We start from the raw sequence: 24,021 nt of genomic DNA, 5'->3' as shown, positions 1-24,021 counted from the left end.
ATCGGCCCGGAGAGGCGAGCCGTGTCGGGTCGAGGCTTCAGTTGCCAAGGCGGCGCTCCAGACGACGGACGAAGATCGAGGCCGGGATCGCCACGAGAAGGAAGAACAGACCGGCGATGGTCATCGGCTCGAGATAGCGGAACCGTTCCGAGCCGAGCTCCCGGGCGAAGCCCACCACGTCGACGACGGTGATGATGGACAGTTGGGGCGACTCCTTGAAGATCGCGACGAGGTAGTTGCCCAGGGCGGGCAGCGAACGACGTACGGCCTGGGGCAGCACGACGCTGATCCAGGTCCAGTGGCGGGGCAGGTTGAGCGCGATCGCCGCCTCCCATTGCCCCTTCGGCACTCCATCGATGCCGGCCCGGTACACCTCCGAGGTGTAGGCGGCGTAATGCACGCCGAGCCCGATGATCCCCGTCATCAGGGCGGTCATCCTGACGCCGAAGTCGGGTAGCACGTAGTAGACGACGAACAGCTGCACCAGCAGCGGCGTGCTGCGGATGAACTCCATGGCGGCACCCACCGGGCGGCTCACGAACGGGTTGCGTGAGCGGCGCAGCAGCGCCACGAAGAGACCCAGGACGAACGCGAGCACCGCGCCGCCCAGCGTCGCCTGAAGGGTGACGAGCAATCCCTGGGTGAGCAGTTCGGGGAGGATCTCGAGCGTCCAGTCCCAGTCCCAGATCATCGGGCTCCCTCCACCGACGGGATCTCCGCAGACGGAACGGGCCGGCGCGACCACCGCCGGTCCCTACGCCGTCCGCTCCCCGGCCCGCCGCGGCCGACCATGCGCGCGGCCCGCCCCTCGACGAACCGCATGGTCAGCGTGATCAGGTAGGAGAACAGGAAGTAGATGAGCAGCAGCAGGGCGAAGACGATCAGTTGGTCGCTGCCCGAGTTCACCAGCAGCCTGCCCTGGTACGTCAGGTCGGCCACGGTGATGACGGACAGCAGCGACGTGGCCTTGAGCAGCTCGATGAGGAGGTTGTTCATCGGCGGGATCATCCCCACGAACGCCTGCGGCAGGATGACGTACCGCATCCGGTGGTAGGGCGAGAAGTTCAGCGCGATGGCCGCTTCCCGCTGACCCCGGGGCACGGACTGCACCGCGCCGCGCACCACCTCAGAGCCGTACGCACCGAGGTTGAGGCCGAGCGCCAGGATGCCGGCGAAGGACTTGTCGAGCTGGAATCCGGTGAGGATGGGCATCGCGTAGAAGATCCAGAACAGCTGCACCAGGACCGAGGTGCCGCGGAAGAACTCCATGTAGACGCGGGCGACCGCACGTACCCAGACGAGGCCCGACACCGCCATCAACCCCACGAGCAGGGCGATGGCGATGGCGAGCAGAGAACCGCCCAGGGTGCTCTGGAGAGTGATCACCGCTCCCTGGCAGAGGAACGGCATCGCCTCACCGAGGGTGCCGGGCAGATCCGCGCTGCATGGACTGATCATCGTCAGGCTCATCCGTACGGTCAGGAGACCGCGCAGAGCTGGTCGGCGGTGAGCTGAGCGGCCTTGTCGACCTCGGTCGCGCTGAACCCGAACTTCTCGATGAGCGGTAGTACGCCCCCCGCCTCCTGCAGCTTCTTCAACTCCGCGTTGAAGGCCTCGCGCAGTGCGGTGTCCTCCTTGCGGAAGCCGAACCCGCCGGCGCCGGTCTGCTCCTTGCCGTCGACGACCGGTACGAAGGACTCGGTCACCTCAAGCGGCTCGTCGGCGTACTGCTGCTGCAAGGTCCAGCGCAGGGAGACCGCGGTCAGCGCGATCGCGTCCACCCGACCGGCGAGGATGCCCTTGAAGGCCGCGTTCTGGTTGGGGAAGACCTTGATCTGGTCGCCCGCCACACCGCTGCTCTCCGCGTACCCCTTCTCGACGGCGCCTTCGAGCACCCCGATCTTCGCGTCGCCCTTCGCGACGTCCTCGAAGCTCATGATGCTCTTGGGGTTGCCCTCGGCCACCAGGAACGCGTTGGCCGCGGCGTAGTCGGGGTTGGAGAACGCGATCTGCCGGCACCGCTCCGGTGTGATGAACATGCCGGCGGCGATGATGTCGTACTGCTTGGACTGCAGCCCGGGGATCAGCGAACCGAAGGAGTCGACGATCTGCGCCTCAAGGTTGTCGATGCCCAGCGATTTGAAGATCGCCCGTGCCACCTCGGGGGCCTCGCCGGTCAGGTTCCCGGACTTGTCGCGGTATCCGTACGGCTGCTCGTTGGCGACGCCCACCTTGATCGTGCCCGCCTCCCTGAACCGGGCGAGCGGGTCGGCACCGGTCTCCGCTGTGGCGGAGGTGGCGCTGCCACTGCTGTCGTCGACGCGGCTGCAGGCGGTGAGCAGGGCGGGCCCGCCGATCACTGCCGCCGCCGTCAGACCCGAACTCCTGAAGAAATCACGACGCGTCCATCTCTGGGCCGTCACATTCCGCTCCCGTTCGTGTCGCTGCGGTTTACTGTCCTGCGCTTTTCTGATCTTCCGAGCGGATCTCGAGGAGACGGCGCGTCCACCGCTCGGTGAGCCTCGAACCTAGCGAACGGCTTTCCTCGGGCACCTTCGCCGGCTTCGGGCCGTGATGTTTGGGCATGGCACCTCCCGGGGTAGGGCGACATGTTTGACCGGTCCGCCGAGCGGCCCGATCTGGCGGCACCCGTGTGAAGCGCCGGTATCCGGGACGGACCAGGGGGTTTCGCCGACGGGTGGGCGGCCGGTCTGCCGTGGTGCACATCCGGTGCGCGTCCGTGATCTCCCGGGCGGAGAGCACGGAAAAGATAAATTTTTGTGAGGGAGGTCACATCATATTGATGTCAACCTGTGACCTGGGTAAAGCGACGCACTCGGGAGCGCGGTCCGTTCGCGTGGACCTGCCGGGGGAGGGCCGTACCATCCGGTTCCGGACCCGGATGGTACGGCCTCCGCTCCGCTGACCTGGATCGACCCGGTCAGCCGACCGGGGTGAAGTCACGGGCGGCGATGAAGGACGGGCGTCGCGACTGCGCGGCGAACGGCTCGACGCAGGCGTTGTCCACGCTGTTGTAGACGAAGAACACGTTCGAGCGCGGGAACGGGGTGATGTTGCCGTTCGAGCCGTGCATGCAGTTGCAGTCGAACATCGTCGCAGAGCCGGCCGGTCCGGTGAACAGTTCGATCCCGTGCTTCTCGGCCAGCAGCCTGAGGCTGTCGGGGTCCGGAGTCCCGATCTCCTGGCCCTTCAGCGACTCCTTGTAGTGGTCGGAAGGCGTCTCACCCAGGCAGCAGACGAAGGTCCGGTGCGAGCCCGGCATGATCATCAATCCGCCGTTGTGCACGAAGTTCTCCGTGAGCGCGATCGAGATGCTCACCGCGCGCATGCGGGGCATCCCGTCCTCCGCGTGCCAGGTCTCGAAGTCGGAGTGCCAGTAGAAGTCCTTGCCCTGGAACCCCGGCTTGTAGTTGACCCGGCTCTGATGGATGTAGACGTCCGAATCGAGGATCTGCCTGGCCCGGCCGACGATGCGCGGATCGGCCGCCAGCTCGGCGAACACTTCGCTGATGCGGTGCACCTCGAAGATCGAACGGACCTCCCGCGAGTGCCGTTCCGTGATGACGCGCTCATCGTCCTTGAGCCCCTCGTCCGTGACGAGGCGGTGCAGCTCGGCGCGGTATCGCTCGACCTCCACCGGCTCGATCAACTGCTCGACGGTGAGGAAGCCCCTCTCGGCGAAGCCCTTCAGCGTCCGCTCGTCGATGGGGCCGTCCTCCGGCCCGCCGTACACCACCGGGTCCTGCCGGAAGATGAGGGTCGGTTCTGTCGTCTTACGCGTCGGATAGATGTCCATGGACATGCCGATCTTTCCTCCGAAATTCCCGTATTCCGTCGCTTCAGGAGCCGGCCTCGGTGATCAGGGGATAGACCCCGTTCTCGTCGTGCACTTCCCGTCCGGTGCAGGGCGGGTTGAACACGCACACCGTGCGCAGGTCGGTGTGCGCTCTGAGGGTGTGACGCTCGTGCCCGTCGAGGAGGTACATGGTTCCGGGGCCGATCTTGTGGGTCTCGCCGGTCTCGTGGTCGACGAGTTCGCCGGTTCCGGCGATGCAGTACACGGCCTCGATGTGGTTCGCGTACCACATCGTGGTCTCGGTCCCCGCGTAGAGGATCGTGTCGTGCAGCGAGAAACCGACCCGCTCTTTGGCGAGCACGAGACGCCGGCTGCACCAGGTCGGCGCCTTGACGTCGCGTTCGGTGCCGATGATGTCGTCCAGCGAGCGAACGATCACGGGAAACTCCTTTCCAGAGGGTTGGGCGCTGTGGTCACGGGCCGCGGAGTCATGGGGACCGCGGCGGGTCAGGCGGGTTGCTTCGCGCAGACGGCGCGGACGGAATCGGCGATCAGTTCGAGCCCCTCCGCGAGTTCCTCGTCGGAGGTGGTGAGCGGCGGAAGCAGCTTGGCCACCTCGTCCTCCGGCCCGGAGGTCTCCATCAGCAGACCGCGCTCGAACGCCGCGGCGCACACCTCGGGTGCGAGGCCGGGCCGGTCGAAGACGAGCCCCCAGGCCAGGCCCCGCCCGCGCACACCGGTGATGACGTCGGAGTGCTCGGCCGTGATGAGATTCAGGGCCTGCCTGACCTGCAGCCCCTTCTCGAGGGTCTCCTTCGCCAGCCTCTCGTCGGTCCAGAAATCCAGGGCAGCGGTCGCTGTGACGAACGCCGGATTGAAGCCGCGGAACGTCCCGTTGTGCTCACCCGGCTCCCAGACGTCCAGGTCGGAGCGGATGAGCGTGAGGGCGAGCGGAAGTCCGTACCCGCTGAGGGACTTCGACAGGCAGACGATGTCGGGGGTTATCCCGGCCGGTTCGAAGCTGAAGAACGGCCCGGTCCTTCCGCAGCCCATCTGTACGTCGTCGACGATGAGGAGGATGTCGTGCCTCCCGCACAGATCGGCCAGGCCGCGCAGCCACTCGGCGCTCGCGGGGTTGAGGCCGCCCTCCCCCTGTACGGTTTCCACGATCACCGCGGCGGGTTTGTCGATGCCGCTGCCGCTGTCCTCCAGCAACCGCTCGAAGAGCAGGAAGTCGGGGGTCCGGCCGTCGAGGTAGTTGTCGTAGGGCATCGTGACGGTGTGGTTCAGCGGGACACCCGCCCCGTTGCGCTTCATCGAGTTGCCGGTGACCGCGAGGGAGCCGAGGGTCATGCCGTGGAAGGCGTTGGTGAAGTTGACGATCGTCTGGCGGCCGGTGACCTTGCGGGCGAGTTTCAGCGCGGCCTCGACCGCGTTGGTGCCGGTGGGGCCGGGGAACTGGATCTTGTAGTCGAGCCTCCTGGGCGAGAGGACGACCTCCTGGAATTTCTCCAGGAAATGGCGTTTCGCCACCGTGTGCTTGTCGAGGCTGTGCACGATGTTGTCGCCGGCGAGATAGTTCAGGAGACTCAATTTGAGCTGCGGGTGATTATGGCCGTAGTTGAGTGCTCCGGCACCCGCGAAGAAATCGAGATAACTCCGTCCGTTCTCGTCGTACACACGGCTGCCCAGCGCCGTGCGGAACACCGTGGGCCAGCTCCGGCAGTAGCCTCTTACCTCTGATTCGAGTCGTTCGAAGATTTCCATTGTTCACCGTGTCCTTCGTCGTGATCGCGAGTGCCGAACGGCCGGCGGAGGCCGTCCTCTGCTAACTCCGGGGTTCCAGTGCGCCGATGCGGAAGAGCACCTCGGGCTCATGCGAGGCGGGGAAGTGCCCGCGTCCGAAGACCTCGCGTCGCTCCAGTGAGCTCCCCCAGTCCCGGGCGAACGACTCGAAAAGGCGGGTGGACGCCGTGTTGCCTGGAGTCACCGTCGCCTCGAGGAACCGGTGCCCACGGGCGACCATCCGCTCGGCGAGCCAGTCGAGCATCCGCCGGCCCAGCCCCCGGCCCCGCCAGGAGTGATCGACCGCGACCTGCCAGACGAAGAACGTGTCCGCCGCCTTCGGGCGGGTGAAGCCCGTCACGAAACCGCAGGCCTCGTCGCCTGCCCGTGCGATCACCGAGGTGTCGGAGAAATCGCGGCACCACAACAGATAACTGTAGGGAGAATTCACGTCCAGTGTTTTGGAGTCACGAGCGATGCGCCACAGCCGCGGCCCGTCGTCGATCGTGGGCTCCTCCATGTAAGTGTTTTTCTGGTCTCTCGCAATATGCGTCCGTTTCGGGACGCGTTCGCCCGACATGGGATACGAACTTAGCGAACTGACCGCAAGGCCCCGAGGTCATGAAGCGCGGGCCGATGTTTAGGCTCACTTGCCCGGGGTAGGACAAGATTCTTTTTGACCTTTCGGGATCTTGGGTGATCGCGCTCGGCGCCGGCGAAAATGTGTAATCCGTGTCTGGGCAGGCGAAATCGCGGACATCGGAGGGCCGTCGCCGTCCCGTCTGACCGTCGCCGGCCGGGACGCCGATGGCGTCCGCAGGGCGATGGTTTACCGAGAGATTGTGTGATTCAGATCACAGTGCATCGATATCGATCCGTGACCTGCCCGGGCGTCAAGCCCTCAAAGCAGGCACTCCAGGTGATCGACCACGGGGTTGAGCCACTCGCTCGGGGGTCCGAACGGTTCGTGGCCGTCCCGTAGGTGCCGGTCGGCGATGGTGATCAGATAGTGGGCGGCGGTCCGGCGCGCGTCCGCCGTCGACGTCCCGAGCAGACGGCCGGCCCGGGCGAGGCAGGCGGCGGCGGCCTGGCCCGGCCGCATCCGGCGCAGGCAGCGATGGAAGTAGTGGTGCAGGGCGTCGAAGCCGTACGGAACGCCGGTGCAGAACCGTTCCCAGTTCCGCACCAGCAGCCGCCCGTCGGCCGAGACCGTCACGTTCCACGGCGTGAAATCCCCGTGCCAGGCGTGGCCGCCGTCGGCGCCGAGCGCGGCGATCTCCGCTACGGCCGCTTCGAGCAGGCCGGCGGACGGACGAGATCCCATGAACCGGCGGGGCCTGGCCGGTGGGGCGGACAGCAGCAGCACCTCGGCGTCCCGCCATACCCCGTGGTGCAGCACGGCCGGGGGCACCACGATCTTGAGTGGCCGATCCGCGAGTGTTCGCAGGACCACGCTCTCGTGCCTGACGGCCGCACGGGCCGGCTCCGTTTCGCCGATCTTGACGATGCCGGCCCGGCCGGCCGAGTCGTACGCCTCCAGGACCGGTCCGTGGTGAGCCCGGCGGGCCGGCGGCCGTACGACGACCCGGATCGGCCGGTCGAGCACCTCGCTCAGATGGGCTGCGATCGCGTCCGGGCTCTCGGCCGGCGACGGGCCGCGGCCGAGCGCGTCACGCTCCCGGCGAGGCGCGGCGTGGTCGGGCGGGAGGGGGTGCCGGGCGGCCTCGCTCCCCATGCTCTCCGCACGTGTCGTGGCCCGTTTCCCGCCGGCCGCGCGATCAAGCATGCGAAAGACCTCCTCCGTATGACGCCGTTTCCGGACCGAGTGCCGGGAAATCTCCAGCCGGCGCTTCATCGTGTCGTCGCGATTTCGTTGAATCGCGACTTTCCGTAATTTCAACGGCGATGTCGTTGATGGCGGGAAATTGCGCGCTCTGCGATTTTGTGTCGAGATTGAGCGGTTTGTGTTGCCGCGGCATCGACGGATCGACGTGCTCCCGAGCCTCCGTCGCCGGCGCCCGGAGCGGGAGCACGAACGCCTGCTCAGGCGGGGTGAAGGCGAGCGGCACGAGGCCGTCGGCAGCCCCGCCGACCGGCCGGACGACGAGCTGACGCCGCCGCCGGCCGCGCTCCGCGGACTCCCGGCTGTGCGGTGGCGGACTCATGAACATCTCCATACCTCGGTTCCGTGTCCCGAACTATAGGACGAGCCGGTCTTTTGCCCGCCGGTTATTCACAATTTTCCGCCAACTTTCCGCCGGTGAGATGACGGAAACCGCTGCCGAGAGGCCGCCGGTTGGGCAATGGTGAATTCTGTCCGATCGCAGGAGTTCGCGAGGAGAGGGGGACGCGATGCGGGGAGCGGGCTTGGCCGGACTGCTGGCGGGGGGATGCCTCGTGGTGTGCGCCGCGTGCGCGGTGGCGTCCGGAACGTCGGACGGCGCTCCGGCGCCGGGCGATGCGCCGGGCGCGCGGCCGAAGAGCACGCGGGCGGGCGCGTCACCGGGCGCGGGGATGCCCGCCGGGCGTGCGACCCCGGAGGCCTGCGCGGTGACGGACAAGCTGATCCCGACCTGCGGGGCATGGTGGGGGATCGCCTCCGACGCCTTCTCCGGCCGGGGATCGCTGCGGGCGACCGAGGCGGCCGAGCGGCGGATGGGCCGCCGGGCCGACATCGTGCACATCCGTCACCGCGGTGCCGTGCTGTTCCCGACGCCGCAGGAACGCGAGATCGCCAAAGGTCCCCGGCTGCTGCTGATCAACTGGACGCCGGCGCCGGACCGCACCTGGGCGCAGATCGCCAGGGGAGCGGTCGACGAGCGCATCGACCGGCTGGCCGATCACATCGTCCGGACCTTCCCCGGCCGGTTCTTCCTGACGATCCAGCATGAGCCGGACAGCGAAGTACGGCGCGGCGCCGGCTACTCGGCCACCGACTACGTCGCCATGTACCGCCACGTCGTCACCCGGCTACGGGGCCGGGGCGTACGCAACGCGGTGACCGTGATGACCTACCGGGGAGCGCTCGACTGGGTGTCCAAGCCCTGGTTCGACCGCCTCTACCCGGGCGACGACGTGGTCGACTGGGTGGCCTTCGATCCCTACGCGGACGACCGGGTGAGCGACTTCTCCGGTCTGGTGAACCGGACCCGGCGCGACAACCCGGAATGGCCTGGGTTCTACCAATGGCTGCAGCGGCGATTCCCGGCGAAGCCGATCATGCTCGCCGAGTGGGGCGTCTTCGAACGTCCCCGCGCACCCCGCTACAAACGGGACTTCTTCGCCTCCGTCAAACGGCAGATCGGCGACTACCCGCAGATCAAGGCCATGGTCTACGTCGACTCGTCGCCGGCGTCCGGGGGGGACACCCGCTTCGACACCACGCCGGGTGCGAGCAGGGCGTTCTCCCGGCTCGCCCGCATCCCCCGGTTCACCGCCACCTCCGTCCCGCCCGCCTGAGCCGGAGGCGAGGCTTCAGCGGATCCAGCCGCCGGAGGTGAGGGCGTTGAGCACGGTGCCGACGGCACGCTCGACGCTGATGCCGGTGGTGTCGATCACGAGGTCGGCGTCGTCCGGCTCCTCGTAGGGGTCGGAGATGCCGGTGAACTCCGGGATCAGCCCGGCACGCGCCTTGGCGTACAGGCCCTTCCGGTCGCGGCGCTCGCACTCCTCCAGCGGGGTGGCCACATGGACGAGCAGGAAGTCGGCGCCGACCTCCTCGACCATGGCGCGGACCTCCTGCCTGGTCGCCGCGTACGGCGCGATCGGGGCGCAGACGGCCAGGCCGCCGTGCCGGGCGACCTCGGCTGCCACGAAGCCGATCCGCCGGATGTTGCGGTCGCGGTCCTCGCGGGAGAACGTGAGCCCCGCCGACAGCATCCGCCGTACGACGTCGCCGTCCAGGTAGGTGATCGTCCGCCCGCCGCGCTCCAGCAGCGTGTCGCGCAGCCCCCTGGCGATGGTCGACTTGCCCGAGCCGGACAGGCCGGTGAAGAACACCACGAGCCCGCGGCGGTGCGGGGGGCCGGGGATCGCGATCGGCGCGGGTCCCGCGTAGTGCTCGGTGGCCCCGTAGTTGCGCGCCACGTGCTCGCGCACCTCCAGGTCGATCTCGGCGTCCGCGCGCGGCGCGAGCGGCACGGCCACCACCTGCGAGCCGGGCAGCCGATCGGCCGCCTTGAGCGCTGCGCGCACCACGGCGGGGCCGCCCTCACCGAAGACCAGGGGCATCAGCACGATCGCGGCGTCCAGCTCCTCGGCGGTGGCGGCCACGTCCTCGAGCGCCGTGCCGTCCAGCGGCCCGCGCATGGTCACCGCCAGGATCTCCCCCTCGGGCAGCTCCTTGCGCACCTCGGCGGGGGTACGGCGCAGCCGCGCGAACGGGCCGTACACCGGCGCGTCCAGCGCCTCCACCTGACCGGACACGTGGCACCCGCCGTGCCCGTCGTCGTCCAGCTCCCGGACGGTCAGTACGGCCACCGCCGCGCCCTCGGGATCACGGAGCGTGACCCGGTCGCCGGGCCGGACCTCGTCGGGCCGGATCTCGCGGGGCAGGGCGAGCGTGATCGGATCGGGCCACGGGGTGCCGTCGGGCAGCCGGCCGTGCTCGGCGACGCCGTGCGCCGCCTCGACGCTGAGGAATCCGGTCAGTGGGGCGAAGGCGCCGGAGAGCAGCAACTCCAGGTCGGCCAGCTCCCTGGCGTCGGGAATCCACTCGATCATGTCACCGCTTCCGATCGTCCGTCGGCTACGCACCTTATCCGGATTTACCGGCGTCCGGAGCCCCTGAACGGGGTGTTCAGATCAGGCGGGCGAAGTGGTTCTGCGGGCGGCGGATCACCATGGTGATCTCGTCCTCGGTCTCGTCGAGCCGGCCCCTCGAGAGCACGGCCACACCACGGCAGACCCTGGCGACCAGGTTGCCGTACGGACCCTGCCGCGCCGGGCCGCTCATCGCCGAATGGTCTTCGTCGATCATGAGCCCCCGGGTCAGGCAGAACGCGCGCATGCCCTCGCGCGACGCCAGCGGTTCGTAGACCGCCGGCAGCGGCCCCACCGAGCCGTCGGGGGACAGCCTGCGCCACAGCACGCGCCGCAGCCACCCGGGGACGGCCCGGTCGCAGAAGCCGTACGCCGAGCGCCGGTCCCGCATCTTGAGCAGCAGCAGGCCGCCGGGCCGCAGCGCGGCGACCAGCCGGTCGAGGACCACCTCGGCGCTGCGGATGCGCTCCAGGAGGAAGGACACATAGACCACGTCGAACGTGCGCGGCCGGAGCGGCACCTGGCGGAGGTCGCCCAGATGCACCTCGTCCAGGTCCTTGCGGTCGACGGCGTGGGCGCGCAGCGGGGGCAGGTCCTCGTCCACCCCGCAGATCCGGGGCTCGAACCGCCCGACGTCCAGGGCGCCGTCCCGGCCGCATCCCGCGATGAGGATGTCGAGCCGCCGGCCCAGCTGGTCGGTCCACTGCTCGCGGATCCGCCGGCCGAACACGTCGCCGGAGTCCGCGGACGACCGTTGAACCTGAGAAGACATGAGACCGAGAGTAATCACATCGATACCATCCGTAGTGGATTCGCCTCGCCAAGATTTCGGACGCCCTCGCGCGGGCAGTGTCCGTACGGGCGTAGCCTGGTAACCCCCGATCCGGACTCGGCTCGGGGTTGTTTCGCTTGCCGACGTGGGGCTGCAGAAGGCATAGATGTCTCTTTCCGGACTACTCGACCTTGTCTCCGCCGAGCCGAAGCTCGCCGCCGCGCTGGAAGACTCCGGAGGGCCGGGTGACACCGGCGCCGAACTGGTCGCACCGCCCGCGCTGCGGCCGTTCGTCGTGGCCGCGCTCTCCCGCGCACGGCCGGTGCTGGCCGTCACCGCCACCGGGCGTGAGGCCGAGGACCTCGCCGCCGCGCTGACCAGTCTCATCGACGAGACGTCGGTGGCGATCTTCCCGGCGTGGGAGACGCTGCCGCACGAACGGCTCTCGCCGCGCAGCGACACCGTGGGTCAGCGCCTCGCCGTACTACGCCGCCTGGCGCACCCGGTCCAGGGAGATCCGAACGCCGGCCCGCTGCGGGTCGTCGTGGCCCCGGTCCGCTCGCTGCTGCAGCCGATAGTGTCGGGCCTGGGCGACCTGGAGCCGGTACGGCTGCGCGCGGGCGACGACGCCGACCTGGACGACGTGGTGGCGAGGCTGGTCGAGAACGGCTACCACCGCGTGGACATGGTGGAGAAGCGCGGCGAGGTCGCCGTGCGCGGCGGCCTGCTCGACGTGTTCCCGCCCACCGAGGAGCACCCGCTGCGGCTGGAGTTCTGGGGGGACTCGGTCGAGGAGATCCGCTGGTTCAAGGTGACCGACCAGCGCTCGCTGGAGATCGCCCAGGACGGGCTGTTCGCCGCGCCCTGCCGGGAGCTCCTGCTCACCGACGACGTACGGCGGCGCGCCCGTGAGCTGGCGGACGAGCACCCGGCGCTGAAGGACGTCCTGGATCAGCTCGCGGACGGCGTGCCGGTCGAGGGCATGGAGGCGCTCGCGCCGGTGCTGGCCGGATCGATGGACCTGCTCCTCGATCACCTGCCGGTGCGGTCTGCGGTCTTCGTCTGCGATCCGGAACGCATCCGCGGCCGGGCCGTGGAGCTCGTGCGGACCAGCCAGGAGTTCATGGAGGCGTCCTGGATCAACGCCGCCGCGGGCGGAGCGGCGCCGATCGACCTGCGCGCCGCCGCCTTCCGGACGCTGGAGGAGGTCCGCGACCACGCCCGCGAGATCGGCGGGCAGTGGTGGACGATCGCGCCGTTCGGCGAGGGCACCGAGCTGGACGTCCACGACGTGGAGGCCTACCGCGGCGACACGCAGCGGGCGCTGGCCGACATCAAGGGCTGGCTCGGCGCCGGCAAGGCCGTCGTCCTGCTCAGTGAGGGCCCCGGCCCGGCCGGGCGGATGGTCGGGCTGCTCAAGGGCGTCGACGTGCCGGCCAGGATGGTGCCCGCGCTCGACGGGCCGCCGGCCCGCGACGTGGTCCAGGTCACCACCGGCCGCATCGACCACGGCTTCGTCACCCCGGACGTGGTGGTGATCACCCATCTCGACCTCGTCGGGCAGAAGGCGTCCACCAAGGACATGCGGCGGCTGCCGTCGCGGCGGCGCAACATGGTCGACCCGCTGCAGCTCAAGATCGGCGACCATGTCGTACACGAGCAGCACGGGGTCGGCCGGTACGTCGAGATGGTGCAGCGCACGATCCAGGGCGCGACCCGCGAGTACCTCGTGATCGAGTACGCCAGGGGCGACCGCCTCTACGTGCCGACCGACCAGCTCGACGAGGTCACGCGGTACGTCGGGGGAGAGGCGCCGACGCTCAACCGGATGGGCGGCGCCGACTGGGCCAAGGCCAAGACCAAGGCGCGCAAGGCGGTCAGGGAGATCGCCGGTGAGCTGATCAGGCTCTACTCGGCCCGGATGGCCTCGCCGGGGCACCCGTTCGGGCCGGACACGCCCTGGCAGCGGGAGATGGAGGACGCCTTCCCCTACGCCGAGACGAACGACCAGCTCGAGGCGATCGAGGAGGTCAAGCGCGACATGGAGCGGGCGGTCCCGATGGACCGGCTGATCTGCGGCGACGTCGGCTACGGCAAGACCGAGATCGCGGTGCGCGCGGCCTTCAAGGCGGTGCAGGACGGCAAGCAGGTCGCGGTGCTCGTGCCGACCACGCTGCTGGTGCAGCAGCACCTGTCCACGTTCGGCGAGCGGTTCGCGAGCTTCCCCGTCACGATCAAGCCGATCTCCCGGTTCCAGACCGACGGCGAGGTGAAGGCGACCCTGGAAGGGCTCAAGACGGGCGGCGTCGACGTGGTGATCGGCACCCACCGGCTGCTGTCCCCGGAGGTCAGGTTCAAGGACCTCGGCCTGATCATCGTGGACGAGGAGCAGCGGTTCGGTGTCGAGCACAAGGAGGCCATGAAGCACATGCGCACCCAGGTGGACGTGCTCGCCATGTCCGCCACCCCGATTCCGCGCACGCTGGAGATGGGCCTGACCGGCATCCGGGAGATGTCCACGATCCTCACCCCGCCCGAGGAGCGGCATCCGATCCTCACGTTCGTCGGACCGTACGACGAGAAGCAGATCGCGGCGGCGATCCGGCGCGAGCTGATGCGCGACGGGCAGACGTTCTTCGTCCACAACCGGGTGCGCAGCATAGACAAGGTCGCGGCACGGCTGCGCGAGCTGGTCCCCGAGGCGCGGATCGCGGTCGCGCACGGCCAGATGAACGAGACCCAGCTCGAAAAGATCATGGTGGACTTCTGGGAGCGCGACTTCGACGTGCTCGTCTGCACCACGATCGTGGAGTCGGGCCTCGACGTGCCCAACGCCAACACGCTGATCGTCGACCGGGCCGACAATTACGGTCTGTCGCAGCTCCACCAGCTGCGCGGCCGGGTCGGCCGGGGCCGCGAGCGCGGGTACGCCTACTTCCTCTATCCGCCCGAGGCCCCGCTGACGGAGACCGCGCACGAGCGGCTCGCCACGATCGCCCAGCACACCGAGATGGGCGCGGGCATGTACGTCGCGATGAAGGACCTGGAGATCCGCGGCGCGGGCAACATCCTCGGGGCCGAGCAGTCGGGTCACATCGCGGGCGTCGGATTCGACCTGTACGTCCGGATGATGGCGGAGGCCGTACAGGAGCAGAAGTCCAAGCTGGCCGGGGAGAGCGGCGTCGAGGAGCGGCCGGAGGTCAGGGCCGAGCTGCCGATCAACGCGCACGTGCCGCACGCGTATGTCACGTCGGAGCGGCTGCGCCTGGAGGCCTACAAGCGGATCGCCGCGATCGGCTCCGAGGCCGATCTGGCCGCGGTACGCGACGAGCTGACCGACCGGTACGGCAGGCCGCCCCGTGAGGTGGAGAATCTGCTGGAGGTGGCGCGTTTCCGGATGAAGGCCCGCGAGGCCGGGCTGACGGACGTCACGCTGCAGGGGCAGCAGATCAAATTCGCCCCGGTATCGCTGAAAGATTCACAGCAGGTGCGGCTGCAGCGGCTTTATCCCAAGTCGATTCTGAAGCAGGCGACCGGAATCCTGCTGGTGCCCGCGCCGCGTACCAAGCCGATCGGCGGGCAGCCGCTGCGCGACCTGGATCTGCTCAAATGGTGCGAGGACCTGGTCGAGGCCATGTTCCTGGAGCCTATGCGGGTACAGTGACCGCGGTCGTTCGCAATCTCTCATAAATCGGCATCAGCCCGGTGTTATCGGAAGGATCAGAACGTGAAGTCGTACCGTGTGCGCGTCGCGGCCGCGGTCGCGGCGGCGGCGGTCGCCGCCGGCGCGCTGAGCGCTTGTGCCCCCGTACAGGCCGGTGCCGCGGCGATCGTGGGCGATGACCGCATCAGCTCCAGTGAGCTCGACGCCGCGGTCCGGTCCATTCATGAGGACGCGGCCGCAAACGGCCTGGACGCAACCGACGAGCAGCGCGCCACTCCGCCGCTGCCCGGGCCGCGCGAGGTCCTGGCCAACATCGCCGGCAGCCGCCAGATCATCGAGTTCGGCCGGCAGAAGGGCATCGACGTCACCGAGCGCGAGATCGACGACATGCTGCTGGGGGTCGAGACCCAGGCCAAGCAGCAGGGCATGACGATCAACCAGGTGCTGCTGCTGAGCGGCATCCCGCTGTCGGAGGGCCGGACGATCATCCGCGCCGTGCTCGTACGCAGGAAGCTGGAGTCGCGGATCGCCGGCGCCGAGGCCGATCCGCAGATGGTGGCGGAGAAGCTCGGCAAGGAGGTCGACACGACGGTGCCGATCAAGTTCAGCCCCCGCTACGGCAAGTTCGACCCCGAGCGCCAGACCTTCATCGTCGACGATCGCTTCGGCGCGGTCCAGTCCGCCCCCGCGGCCTCGCCCGAGGACATCCCCCAGGCCGGTTGACGATGTCGTTGATCGTGGTCACCACCTCGCCTCGGGTGCCGCCGGGGCTGCTCACGCCGGCGGCCTGGCAGGCGCTCGGCGGCGGGCGGGTGCTGACCGGCCGCGCCGATCACCCCTATCTGCCCTATCTGGCCGAGGCCGGCATAGCGGTCGAGGTGGTCGGCGCCCGGGACCGGGTCCCGGCCGACATCGCCCGCCGCAGCCGTACGGAGACACTCGTCTGGCTGGCCGCGCAGGACGGTGACGAGGAGTTCATGCGCGCGGTCGGCCACGCCGCCGTGGCCCTGGACGATCCTCCGGTCATCGAGGTCGTGCCCGGCTCCTACGATCTGCCCGGGGCGAGGCTGCTCGATCTCGTCCAGGTCATGGACCGGCTCCGCCGCGAGTGCCCCTGGGATCGCGGGCAGACCCACGAGTCGCTCGTGCCGTACCTCGTGGAGGAGGCCTACGAGGTGCTCGACACCATCGACCGGGGCGATTACCGGGCGCTCCAGGAGGAGCTCGGCGACCTGCTGCTCCAGGTCGTTTTCCACGCCAGGATCGCCCAGGAGAAGTCGGCCCAGGCGGGACCGGCCGCCTCGGCGGGATCGCCCTCAGCGGAGTCGATCCCTGCGGAGTCGATCCCTGCGGAGACCTCTGCGGGATCGGCGCGGGACGGCGACGGGTTCGACATCGACGACGTCGCCGGCGGGATCGTGGACAAGCTGGTCCGCCGCCATCCCCATGTGTTCGCCGACGTCCGGGTCTCCGGCGCCGGCGAGGTCAGTGACAACTGGGAGACCATCAAGGCGGCAGAGCGGGCCGCCAGGGGCGAGACGGGCTCGGCGCTGAGCGGCGTGCCGATGGCCCAGCCCGCGCTCTCTCTCGCCGCCCAGCTCCTGCGCCGGGCCGGCCGTGCCGGAGCGCCGGACGCGCTCGCCGACGACCTGCCGGCTGACGCGGGCGCGCGGCTCTTCCAGCTCGTACGGCAGGCACAGGCGGCGGGCATCGACCCCGAGGCCGAGCTCAGGGCTGCGGCCAAGGAATATCGCCGCAGGGTCGAGGCATGGGAGCGGGAACGCGCCGGCGAAGCCGGCCGGGAAAAGTTCTGAAAGAAGCCCGGCACGACGGAACGGCCCCGCCGTACCGAGTAGTAGAGACCGATAGGCTCGGTGAGCAAGCCGTCCGCGACATTGCTTAGGAGCGTTCGTGGCTGCCATCGAGGCCGTTGCCGCCCGCGAGATCCTCGACTCCCGGGGCAACCCCACGGTCGAGGTCGAGGTCCTGCTGGACGACTACAGCACGGGCCGCGCCGCCGTTCCCAGCGGCGCCTCCACCGGACAGTTCGAGGCCGTGGAACTTCGCGACGGGGACAAGAGGCGTTATCTCGGCAAGGGTGTCGAGAAGGCCGTCCTCGGCGTCACCGACGAGATCGCCGAGGAGATCATCGGCCTCGACGCCGAGGAGCAGCGCCTCATCGACCAGACCATGATCGACCTGGACGGTACGCCCAACAAGGGCCGCATCGGCGCCAACGCGATCCTCGGGGTCTCCCTCGCCGTCGCCAAGGCCGCCGCCGACAGCGCGGACCTGCCGCTGTTCCGCTACGTCGGCGGGGCGAACGCGCACGTGCTGCCGGTGCCGCTGATGAACATTCTCAACGGTGGCGCGCACGCCGACACCAACGTGGACATCCAGGAGTTCATGATCGCTCCGATCGGCGCCGAGACGTTCTCCGAGGCGGTGCGGATGGGCGCCGAGACGTACCAGACGCTGAAGAGCGTGCTCAAGGAGAAGGGCTACGTCACCGGTCTGGGCGACGAGGGCGGCTTCGCGCCGAACCTGCCGTCCAACCGCGACGCGCTCGACCTGATCATGGTCGCGATCGAGAAGGCCGGCTACACCCCGGGTGAGGACATCGCGCTCGCGCTCGACGTCGCGGCCAGCGAGTTCCACTCCGAGGGCGTCTACACGATCGACGGCAAGGGGCTGTCGGCCGTCGAGCTGACCGCGTTCTACGAGGACCTGGTCCGCTCCTACCCGCTGGTCTCCATCGAGGACCCGCTCAACGAGGAGGACTGGGAGGGCTGGCGGGCCATCACCGCCTCGCTCGGCGCCGAGGTCCAGCTCGTGGGCGACGACCTGTTCGTCACCAACCCGGAGCGGCTGGAGCGCGGCATCCGGGACGGCGCCGCCAACGCGCTGCTGGTCAAGGTCAACCAGATCGGCACGCTGTCGGAGACCCTCGACGCGGTCGACCTGGCGCACCGCAGCGGCTACCGCTGCGTGATGAGCCACCGCTCGGGCGAGACCGAGGACACGACGATCGCCGATCTCGCCGTCGCGACCAACTGTGGGCAGATCAAGACCGGTGCCCCGGCCCGGTCCGACCGCGTGGCCAAGTACAACCAGCTCATGCGCATCGAGGAACTGCTCGACGACGCCGCCCGCTTCGCCGGCCGTTCCGCCTTCCCCCGCTTCCGGGGATAGCGGGCCGGAGGGGGTTGATCGGCGTTGGCGAAACGACCGCAGCTGACCGGGCGGGCGGCGATCCTCGCGGTCGTCGTCTGCGTCAACGCGATGAGCCTCGCGTACCCGGCGCGGGAGGTCATCGCCCAGCGGCGGGAGATCGCCAAGCTCGAGCAGGAGCAGACCCGTGCCCTCCGCGACCTGCGCACGCTTGAGGAGCGGCGCAAGCAGCGTGAGGACCCGGAGTACGTCAAGCGAATGCTCAAGGAGCGGTTGCACTACTGCGAGCCCGGCGCGAAGTGCTACGTCGTGCTCGACCAGAAGCCGGCCGGGTCCGCTTCCCCCGGCGGGGGCAAGAAGGCGGAGCCGCCCGCGTGGTACGTCAAGCTGTGGCAGTCCGTCGAGGCCGCGGACGAGGGTCGTGACAGCGTTCCCGCGAGCCGGAACTGAACGCGGCGACCGGGTCGTACGGCCGCGGCGCCGCGGCCGGGAGCGGGAGCGCGGCGGCGGGCGAAGATGAGCGGGTGCGTGACCGAGCACGAGGGAGTTCGACGGTGGTGGATCGGGCCGACCTGTCGGCGGCGCAGGAACAACTCGGGCGGCCGCCGCGTGGGGTGCGGGCGGTGGCGCACCGGTGCCCGTGCGGGCTTCCCGACGTGCTGGAGACCGCGCCCCGGCTGCCGGACGGCACGCCGTTTCCCACGCTGTTCTATCTGACCTGTCCCAGGGCGGCGTCGGCCATCGGCACGCTGGAGGCCTCCGGGCTGATGCGGCGGATGCAGGCCAGGCTCGCCGAAGATCCCGGGCTGGCCGACGCGTACCGGGCCGCGCACGAGGACTACCTCGCCCGCCGGGACCGGGCCGCCGCCGAGGAGGGCATGGAGGCGCTGCCCAGGGGCACGCAGAGCGCCGGGGGCATGCCCGACCGGGTCAAGTGCCTCCACGCGCTGGTCGCACACGAGCTCGCGGTCCCCGGGGCCAACCCGTTCGGTCGCGAGGCGCTCGACGCACTGCCGGAGTGGTGGGCCGACGGCCCCTGCGTCGCGGCGGAGCCGGCCGGTACGGAAGACTCGACATCCGCGGAGGAGAAATCGTCATGACACGGGTCGCGGCCATTGACTGCGGGACGAATTCGGTCCGGCTTCTCATCGCGGACATCTCGGGTGAGCGGCTCACCGATGTCGAGCGGCGGATGGAGATCGTACGGCTCGGCCAGGACGTGGACCGGACCGGACGGCTCGCGCCGGAGGCCCTGGAGCGCACGTTCGGCGCGATGCGCGGCTACGCCAAGCTGATCAGGAAGCACGCCGCGCCGGATGGCGGGCCCGCCGGAACGCCGGTGGGGATGCCCGTTCGCGTGGTCGCCACGTCGGCCACCCGGGACGCCGAGAATCGGGCCGACTTCGTGTCGGGCGTTCGCGAGATCTTCGGCGTCGAGCCCGAGGTCGTCAGCGGGGCGGAGGAGGCCGGGCTGTCGTTCACGGGCGCCACCCGTGGTCTGGCCGACGTCACGGCCGCCGAGGGGCCGTACCTGGTGGTGGACATCGGGGGCGGCTCGACGGAGTTCGTCGTCGGCTCTGCCGGGAGGACGGCGGGCGGCGCGGGCGCCGCCGAGGGCGTCGTCAGGGGCGCCATGTCCGTCGACATCGGCTGTGTCCGGCTGACCGAGCGGCACCTCGGGACGGCGGGCGATCCGCCGAGCCGGGAGGCCGTACAGGCCGCGATCGCGGACATCGAGGCGGCCATGGACCGGGTGGAGACCGAGGTGCCGGTACGGGACGCCCGGACGCTGGTCGGGCTGGCCGGGTCGGTCACGACGGTCGCGGGCATCGCACTCGGCCTGCCGGCCTACGACCCGGCGTTGATCCACCATTCCCGCATCTCCGCCGAGCGGGTCCACGAGGTGAGCGCCCGGCTGCTGCGGATGACCCACGCGGAACGGGCGGCCATCCCGGTCATGCACCCCGGCCGGGTCGACGTGATCGGCGCGGGCGCGCTCATCCTCGACCGCATCGTCGGCAGGTACGGCTTGTCCGAGGTGGTCGTCAGCGAGCACGACATCCTCGACGGCATCGCCTGGTCCCTCGCCTGATCCCGCTGCCACGCCCCCGGCGGGGGGAGATCCTCCCACTGCCGCGTCCTGGACGGCCACCTCGCCGAGATGCCCGCGCCGTCGCCCGTGGCGGCGTCGGCCGGGACCGGCGCCTTCCCCGCACCGGCTCCGGAGCCGGCCTCAGGGCCGCCTCCGGAGGAAGTGCCGGGGTGAGAACCGCTGATCGTACGGATCACCCCTGCGGGCGCGGGATCATCCGTACAGGCGGACGGGCAGGGAGAACATGCCGCGCATGATGGCGCTCGGCCACCAGGTGAGGTCGGCGGGATCGACGGCGAGCGACAGCTCGGGGAAGCGGCGCAGCACGCTGCCGATCGCGGCCTCGGCCTCGATCTGCGCGAGGGCCGCCCCGACGCAGTAGTGCGGTCCGCGCCCGAAGGCGAGGTGCGGCCCGCCCGTCCTGCCCGGGGAGAACGCGTCGGGATCGGGGAAGGCGGACGGGTCGCGGTTGGCCGACAGCAGCGAGACGAGGATGGGCTCTCCCGGCAGCATCTCCTGGCCGCCGATGACGACGGGCTCGGTGGGGAAGCGCCAGGTGGCGTTCCGCACCGGGCCGTCGTAGCGCAGCATCTCGTCGATGAACCCGGGCAGCCGGGCCGGATCCGAGCGGAGCTCGGCGGCCTGCCGCGGGTGACGCAGGAGCGCGAGCAGTCCGTTGCCGATCAGGGCGACGGTCGTCTCGTGCCCGGCGATCAGCAGCAGGAACGCGGTCGAGGTCAGCTCGTCCTCGTCGATCTCGCCCTGTGCGGAGCGCCGGACGAGATCGGTGAGCAGGTCGTCGCCCGGGTGCGTGCGTTTGAGCGCGACGAGGCCGGCGAGGAACTTCTCCAGCGCGTCGGTGGCCTCGGCGATCTGCGCCACCTCGGAGGCGGCGGAGGAGTCGATGACCGAGGCGTGGTGGTGGAAGGTGGGGCGGTCCGCCTCCGGCACGCCCAGCAGATCACAGATGATCGTGATCGGCAGGGGATAGGCGAGCCCCGCGATCAGGTCGGCCTCCGGCCCGTCCAGCCGGTCGAGGAGATCGTCGGTCACCTCCTGGGCGCGCTCGCGCAGCCCCGCCATCCGCCGTGGCGTGAAGGCGGAGCCGACCAGCCGTCGCAGCCTGGAGTGGTCGGCGCCGTCCGCGTTGAGCATGTGGCGGGCCAGGCCCGGCCGGTGGTCGAGGGGCAGGCCGAGGCTGGCCGCCCGCCACTCGGGGGAGCCGGCCGCGGGGTCCTTGGCCAGGGACGGGTGGGTGAGCGTGACCACGGCGTCCTCGTAGCGGGTCACCAGCCATGCCTGGCAGCCGGGCAGCGGCACCCGGGTGACCGGGGCGTTGTCGCGCAGCCATGCATAGGCCGGATAGGGGTCGGCGTCGAACGCCGGACCGAACAGCGGAGGACATAAGTTGTCAGACATGGCCCGATTCCTACCCACCTCCGCTCTCGGGTCGGTGCCCCTCCCGGGATTTGATCTCGCGAATTCTCACAGGCGACGCGAGGCGGGCCGAGTATGCACATCTGCGGTTTTCGTCCCGGGCAGGCGGAGTGACCTGGCACGATCGGTGGCATGAGTGCTGTTCCTCCCGGATCCGGATGGCCGGGCGACCCCGCCGGACCGGAGACCCCCGTCGCCCATGACGCCCTCGACGTGGCCAAACTCGCGGCCGAGAGCCGTACGGTCGCGGAGTTGACCGCCCGCCAGTCGGTGTGCCGGGCCTGCCCCCGGCTCGTCGAGTGGCGGGAGAGCGTCGCGGACACCAAACGGCGGGCGTTCGCCGACGAGACGTACTGGGGCCGTCCGATCCCCGGCTGGGGCGACGAGCGGCCGCATACGCTCATCGTCGGGCTGGCTCCGGCGGCGCACGGCGGGAACCGTACGGGCAGGATCTTCACGGGGGACCGCAGCGGTGACTGGCTGTTCGCCTCGCTGCACCGCACGGGCCTGGCGACCCGCGAGACGAGCACGCGCGCCGGCGACGGTCAGCGGCTCATCGGGGCGCGGATGATGGCGGCGGTCCGATGCGCGCCGCCCGCGAACAAGCCCACCACGCAGGAGCGGGACGCGTGTTTCCCCTGGCTGGCCCGGGAGCTCGCGATGACGGCCGAGTCGACCCGGGTCGTCGTGGCGCTCGGCGGCTTCGCCTGGCAGGCCGTCTGGCCCGCGCTGCGGGAGGCGGGCTTCACGCTGCCGTCGCGCAGACCCCGGTTCGGGCACGGGGTGGAGGTGCCCATCTCGTACGGCACGGTCCCGGTGACGCTGCTCGCCTGTTATCACCCCAGCCAGCAGAACACCTTCACCGGCAGGGTCACGGCCGAGATGCTCGACGCGGTCTTCGCCAGGGCCGTCGAGATCGCTAGCACGCCGAGCTTGTGAACCCTTTCACGAGTGTGAAATCGGTCACCGACAGAAGTTCTACGAATCTTCTACCTGGGAAAACCCGACATCCTCGACTGTGATCAGAAAAACGGCACGGCTTTCCTCAAGGGAGGGTTGGTGTGGATGCCGACTCGTGACCTAAGCTTGTGAATAGATTCACAAGTTAGGACGGGAGCATGAACCGCAAGCCGAAGCACATCGTCATCGTCGGCGGTGGATATGTGGGCCTGTACACGGGCCTGCGACTCCAGCGCACGCTGCGCGCGGAGCTCCGCGACGGGAGCGTGCGGATCACGCTGATCGACCCGCAGTCCTACATGACCTACCAGCCGTTCCTCCCCGAGGCCGCGGCGGGGAACATCTCCCCGCGCCACGTCGTGGCCCCGCTGCGCCGTGTGCTCCCGAAGGTTCGCATCCTGAACGGCCGGGTCGCCAAGGTGCACCACGCGACCAGGACGCTGATCTTCGAGCCGTCCGCCGGCCACGCCCGGGAGATTGAGTACGACGTCGTCGTCATGGCGGCCGGCTCCATCTCCCGGACGCTGCCCATCCCCGGCCTGGCCGACGCGGCGATCGGCTTCAAGACCATCGGTGAGGCCATCGCGCTGCGCAACCGGGTCCTCGCCCTGCTCGACCGGGCCGACTCGACCGACGACCCGGAGGTGCGCCGCCGGGCGCTCACCTTCGTCGTGGTCGGGGGTGGCTTCGCCGGCATCGAGCTGCTCGCCGAGCTCGAGGACATGACCGAAGACTCGATCAAGTACTACCCGGCCATCGAGAAGAGCGATCTGCGCTGGGTCCTCATCGAGGCCAGCGACCGCATCCTGCCCGAGGTCGGCCCCGAGATGGGTGAGTGGACGGCCGAGCAGCTCCGCGAGCGCGGCATCGAGCTGAAGATGGAGACGCGGCTGGATTCCTGCGTGGGCGGCCTCGTCAAGACCTCCGACGGCGACGAGTTCGAGTCGGCGACGATCGTGTGGACCGCCGGAGTGAAGCCCAGCCCGGTCGTCGACTACACCGACCTTCCCCTGGACGAGCGCGGACGGGTCAAGACGACCACCCGGCTGACCGTCGCCGGGGTCAAGGGAGCCTTCGCGGCCGGCGATATCGCCGGGGTGCCCGATGTGACCAACCCCGGCCGCTACTGCGCGCCCAATGCCCAGCACGCCGTACGGCAGGCCCGGGTCCTCGGCGACAACGTCGCGGCCTACCTGCGCGGCGGGAAGCTGAAGGACTATCGGCACAAGTACGCCGGATCGGTCGCCGGTCTCGGCCTGTACCGGGGGGTCGCGAACGTCTACGGCATGAAGCTGCGTGGCTTTCCTGCCTGGTTTATGCACAGAACGTACCATCTGTCGCGAGTACCCACCTTAAACCGGAAGGTGCGGGTAGTGGCAGATTGGACGCTCGCGCTGTTCTTCAAGAGGGAGACCATCTCGCTGGGCGAGATAGAGCACCCCCGCGATGTGTTCCGGGCAGCCGCGGCCAGGAAGGGAGGACGGTCCGCCCAGGTGAAGACGATCTAGAGGGCTGCTTCGCGGCGACCCTGAGGGGGTCCGTCACGACCGGGGATCGCGGCC

22 protein-coding genes are annotated in these 24,021 nt (G+C 69.8%); 10 read left to right on the top strand and 12 right to left on the bottom strand.

What is annotated here, in order from left to right; translation table 11 throughout:
- Positions 1-37 precede the first annotated feature (37 nt).
- The 9 genes from ehuD to ACQP1K_RS24575 all read right to left on the bottom strand — a co-directional run bounded on the left by ehuD (position 38) and on the right by ACQP1K_RS24575 (position 7,779).
- On the bottom strand, positions 38-691 hold the full coding sequence (gene ehuD / locus ACQP1K_RS24615; RefSeq protein ID WP_433498061.1) for an ectoine/hydroxyectoine ABC transporter permease subunit EhuD: 654 nt from the start codon (positions 689-691) through the stop codon (positions 38-40).
- Complete coding sequence (gene ehuC, locus ACQP1K_RS24610) at positions 688-1,458, bottom strand: ectoine/hydroxyectoine ABC transporter permease subunit EhuC (RefSeq protein ID WP_433498060.1); 771 nt, start codon at positions 1,456-1,458, stop codon at positions 688-690. Before ehuC ends, ehuD begins: the two co-directional genes overlap by 4 nt.
- A gap of 20 nt (positions 1,459-1,478) precedes the next feature.
- A complete protein-coding gene (gene ehuB / locus ACQP1K_RS24605) occupies positions 1,479-2,423 on the bottom strand; it encodes an ectoine/hydroxyectoine ABC transporter substrate-binding protein EhuB (RefSeq protein ID WP_433498059.1) in 945 nt (314 codons plus the stop codon).
- 518 nt (positions 2,424-2,941) lie between these two features.
- Positions 2,942-3,823 (bottom strand): ectoine hydroxylase, encoded by an 882-nt coding sequence (thpD, locus tag ACQP1K_RS24600; RefSeq protein WP_433498058.1) that lies wholly within the window; start codon positions 3,821-3,823, stop codon positions 2,942-2,944.
- Positions 3,824-3,860: 37 nt separating this feature from the next.
- Positions 3,861-4,256, bottom strand: a complete 396-nt coding sequence (locus ACQP1K_RS24595) for an ectoine synthase (protein WP_433498057.1) — start codon at positions 4,254-4,256, stop codon at positions 3,861-3,863.
- 68 nt (positions 4,257-4,324) lie between these two features.
- Positions 4,325-5,584, bottom strand: a complete 1,260-nt coding sequence (gene ectB / locus ACQP1K_RS24590) for a diaminobutyrate--2-oxoglutarate transaminase (protein WP_433498056.1) — start codon at positions 5,582-5,584, stop codon at positions 4,325-4,327.
- A gap of 61 nt (positions 5,585-5,645) precedes the next feature.
- Positions 5,646-6,122 (bottom strand): diaminobutyrate acetyltransferase, encoded by a 477-nt coding sequence (ectA, locus tag ACQP1K_RS24585; RefSeq protein ID WP_433498055.1) that lies wholly within the window; start codon positions 6,120-6,122, stop codon positions 5,646-5,648.
- Between the two features lie 381 nt (positions 6,123-6,503).
- Positions 6,504-7,388, bottom strand: a complete 885-nt coding sequence (locus tag ACQP1K_RS24580) for a hypothetical protein (protein WP_433498054.1) — start codon at positions 7,386-7,388, stop codon at positions 6,504-6,506.
- Positions 7,381-7,779: a hypothetical protein gene (locus tag ACQP1K_RS24575; RefSeq protein WP_433498053.1), complete on the bottom strand. Its 399-nt coding sequence runs from the start codon at positions 7,777-7,779 to the stop codon at positions 7,381-7,383. The genes ACQP1K_RS24580 and ACQP1K_RS24575 overlap by 8 nt, the downstream gene beginning before the upstream one ends.
- 175 nt (positions 7,780-7,954) lie before the next feature.
- Between ACQP1K_RS24575 and ACQP1K_RS24570 the strand changes: the two genes are divergently transcribed.
- Complete coding sequence (locus ACQP1K_RS24570; RefSeq protein WP_433498052.1) at positions 7,955-9,061, top strand: glycoside hydrolase family 26 protein; 1,107 nt, start codon at positions 7,955-7,957, stop codon at positions 9,059-9,061.
- Positions 9,062-9,076: 15 nt separating this feature from the next.
- Here ACQP1K_RS24570 and cysC read toward each other — a convergent pair whose 3' ends face one another.
- Positions 9,077-10,324, bottom strand: coding sequence for an adenylyl-sulfate kinase (gene cysC, locus ACQP1K_RS24565; RefSeq protein ID WP_433498051.1), 1,248 nt, complete (start codon positions 10,322-10,324; stop codon positions 9,077-9,079).
- A gap of 76 nt (positions 10,325-10,400) precedes the next feature.
- The gene (locus tag ACQP1K_RS24560; RefSeq protein WP_433498050.1) at positions 10,401-11,135 is read right to left on the bottom strand and encodes a class I SAM-dependent methyltransferase; all 735 of its coding nucleotides are present in this window, start codon (positions 11,133-11,135) and stop codon (positions 10,401-10,403) included.
- Positions 11,136-11,301: 166 nt separating this feature from the next.
- Here ACQP1K_RS24560 and mfd point away from each other — a divergent pair, with 166 nt between their 5' ends.
- From mfd to ACQP1K_RS24525, 7 genes are all read left to right on the top strand, one after another.
- Positions 11,302-14,799: a transcription-repair coupling factor gene (gene mfd, locus ACQP1K_RS24555; RefSeq protein WP_433498049.1), complete on the top strand. Its 3,498-nt coding sequence runs from the start codon at positions 11,302-11,304 to the stop codon at positions 14,797-14,799.
- Positions 14,800-14,862: 63 nt separating this feature from the next.
- Positions 14,863-15,522: a hypothetical protein gene (locus ACQP1K_RS24550; RefSeq protein ID WP_433498048.1), complete on the top strand. Its 660-nt coding sequence runs from the start codon at positions 14,863-14,865 to the stop codon at positions 15,520-15,522.
- Between the two features lie 2 nt (positions 15,523-15,524).
- Positions 15,525-16,613 carry a MazG family protein gene (locus ACQP1K_RS24545; protein WP_433498047.1) on the top strand — a complete coding sequence of 363 codons (1,089 nt, stop codon included), beginning with the start codon at positions 15,525-15,527 and terminating at the stop codon, positions 16,611-16,613.
- A gap of 97 nt (positions 16,614-16,710) precedes the next feature.
- Positions 16,711-17,991 (top strand): phosphopyruvate hydratase, encoded by a 1,281-nt coding sequence (gene eno, locus ACQP1K_RS24540; RefSeq protein ID WP_433498046.1) that lies wholly within the window; start codon positions 16,711-16,713, stop codon positions 17,989-17,991.
- 24 nt (positions 17,992-18,015) lie between these two features.
- Positions 18,016-18,420 (top strand): FtsB family cell division protein, encoded by a 405-nt coding sequence (locus ACQP1K_RS24535; RefSeq protein ID WP_433498045.1) that lies wholly within the window; start codon positions 18,016-18,018, stop codon positions 18,418-18,420.
- Between the two features lie 104 nt (positions 18,421-18,524).
- Positions 18,525-19,070 carry a DUF501 domain-containing protein gene (locus tag ACQP1K_RS24530; RefSeq protein WP_433498044.1) on the top strand — a complete coding sequence of 182 codons (546 nt, stop codon included), beginning with the start codon at positions 18,525-18,527 and terminating at the stop codon, positions 19,068-19,070.
- Positions 19,067-20,062 carry an exopolyphosphatase gene (locus ACQP1K_RS24525; RefSeq protein ID WP_433498043.1) on the top strand — a complete coding sequence of 332 codons (996 nt, stop codon included), beginning with the start codon at positions 19,067-19,069 and terminating at the stop codon, positions 20,060-20,062. The genes ACQP1K_RS24530 and ACQP1K_RS24525 overlap by 4 nt, the downstream gene beginning before the upstream one ends.
- Before the next feature lie 213 nt (positions 20,063-20,275).
- Here ACQP1K_RS24525 and ACQP1K_RS24520 read toward each other — a convergent pair whose 3' ends face one another.
- The gene (locus ACQP1K_RS24520; RefSeq protein ID WP_433498042.1) at positions 20,276-21,481 is read right to left on the bottom strand and encodes a cytochrome P450 family protein; all 1,206 of its coding nucleotides are present in this window, start codon (positions 21,479-21,481) and stop codon (positions 20,276-20,278) included.
- 150 nt (positions 21,482-21,631) lie between these two features.
- On the opposite strand from ACQP1K_RS24520, the gene ACQP1K_RS24515 reads away from it, so the two are divergent.
- Together ACQP1K_RS24515 and ACQP1K_RS24510 are read left to right on the top strand one after the other, a co-directional pair.
- Positions 21,632-22,438 carry a uracil-DNA glycosylase gene (locus tag ACQP1K_RS24515; protein ID WP_433498041.1) on the top strand — a complete coding sequence of 269 codons (807 nt, stop codon included), beginning with the start codon at positions 21,632-21,634 and terminating at the stop codon, positions 22,436-22,438.
- A 179-nt stretch (positions 22,439-22,617) separates the two neighbouring features.
- Positions 22,618-23,967 (top strand): NAD(P)/FAD-dependent oxidoreductase, encoded by a 1,350-nt coding sequence (locus tag ACQP1K_RS24510; protein ID WP_433498040.1) that lies wholly within the window; start codon positions 22,618-22,620, stop codon positions 23,965-23,967.
- Positions 23,968-24,021: the final 54 nt, after the last annotated feature.

It is taken from the genome of Sphaerimonospora sp. CA-214678 (assembly GCF_050942215.1).
GTDB lineage: Bacteria > Actinomycetota > Actinomycetes > Streptosporangiales > Streptosporangiaceae > Sphaerimonospora.
Note: the sequence above shows the minus strand (reverse complement) of the source record. Positions and strands in the feature narration are given on the sequence as shown.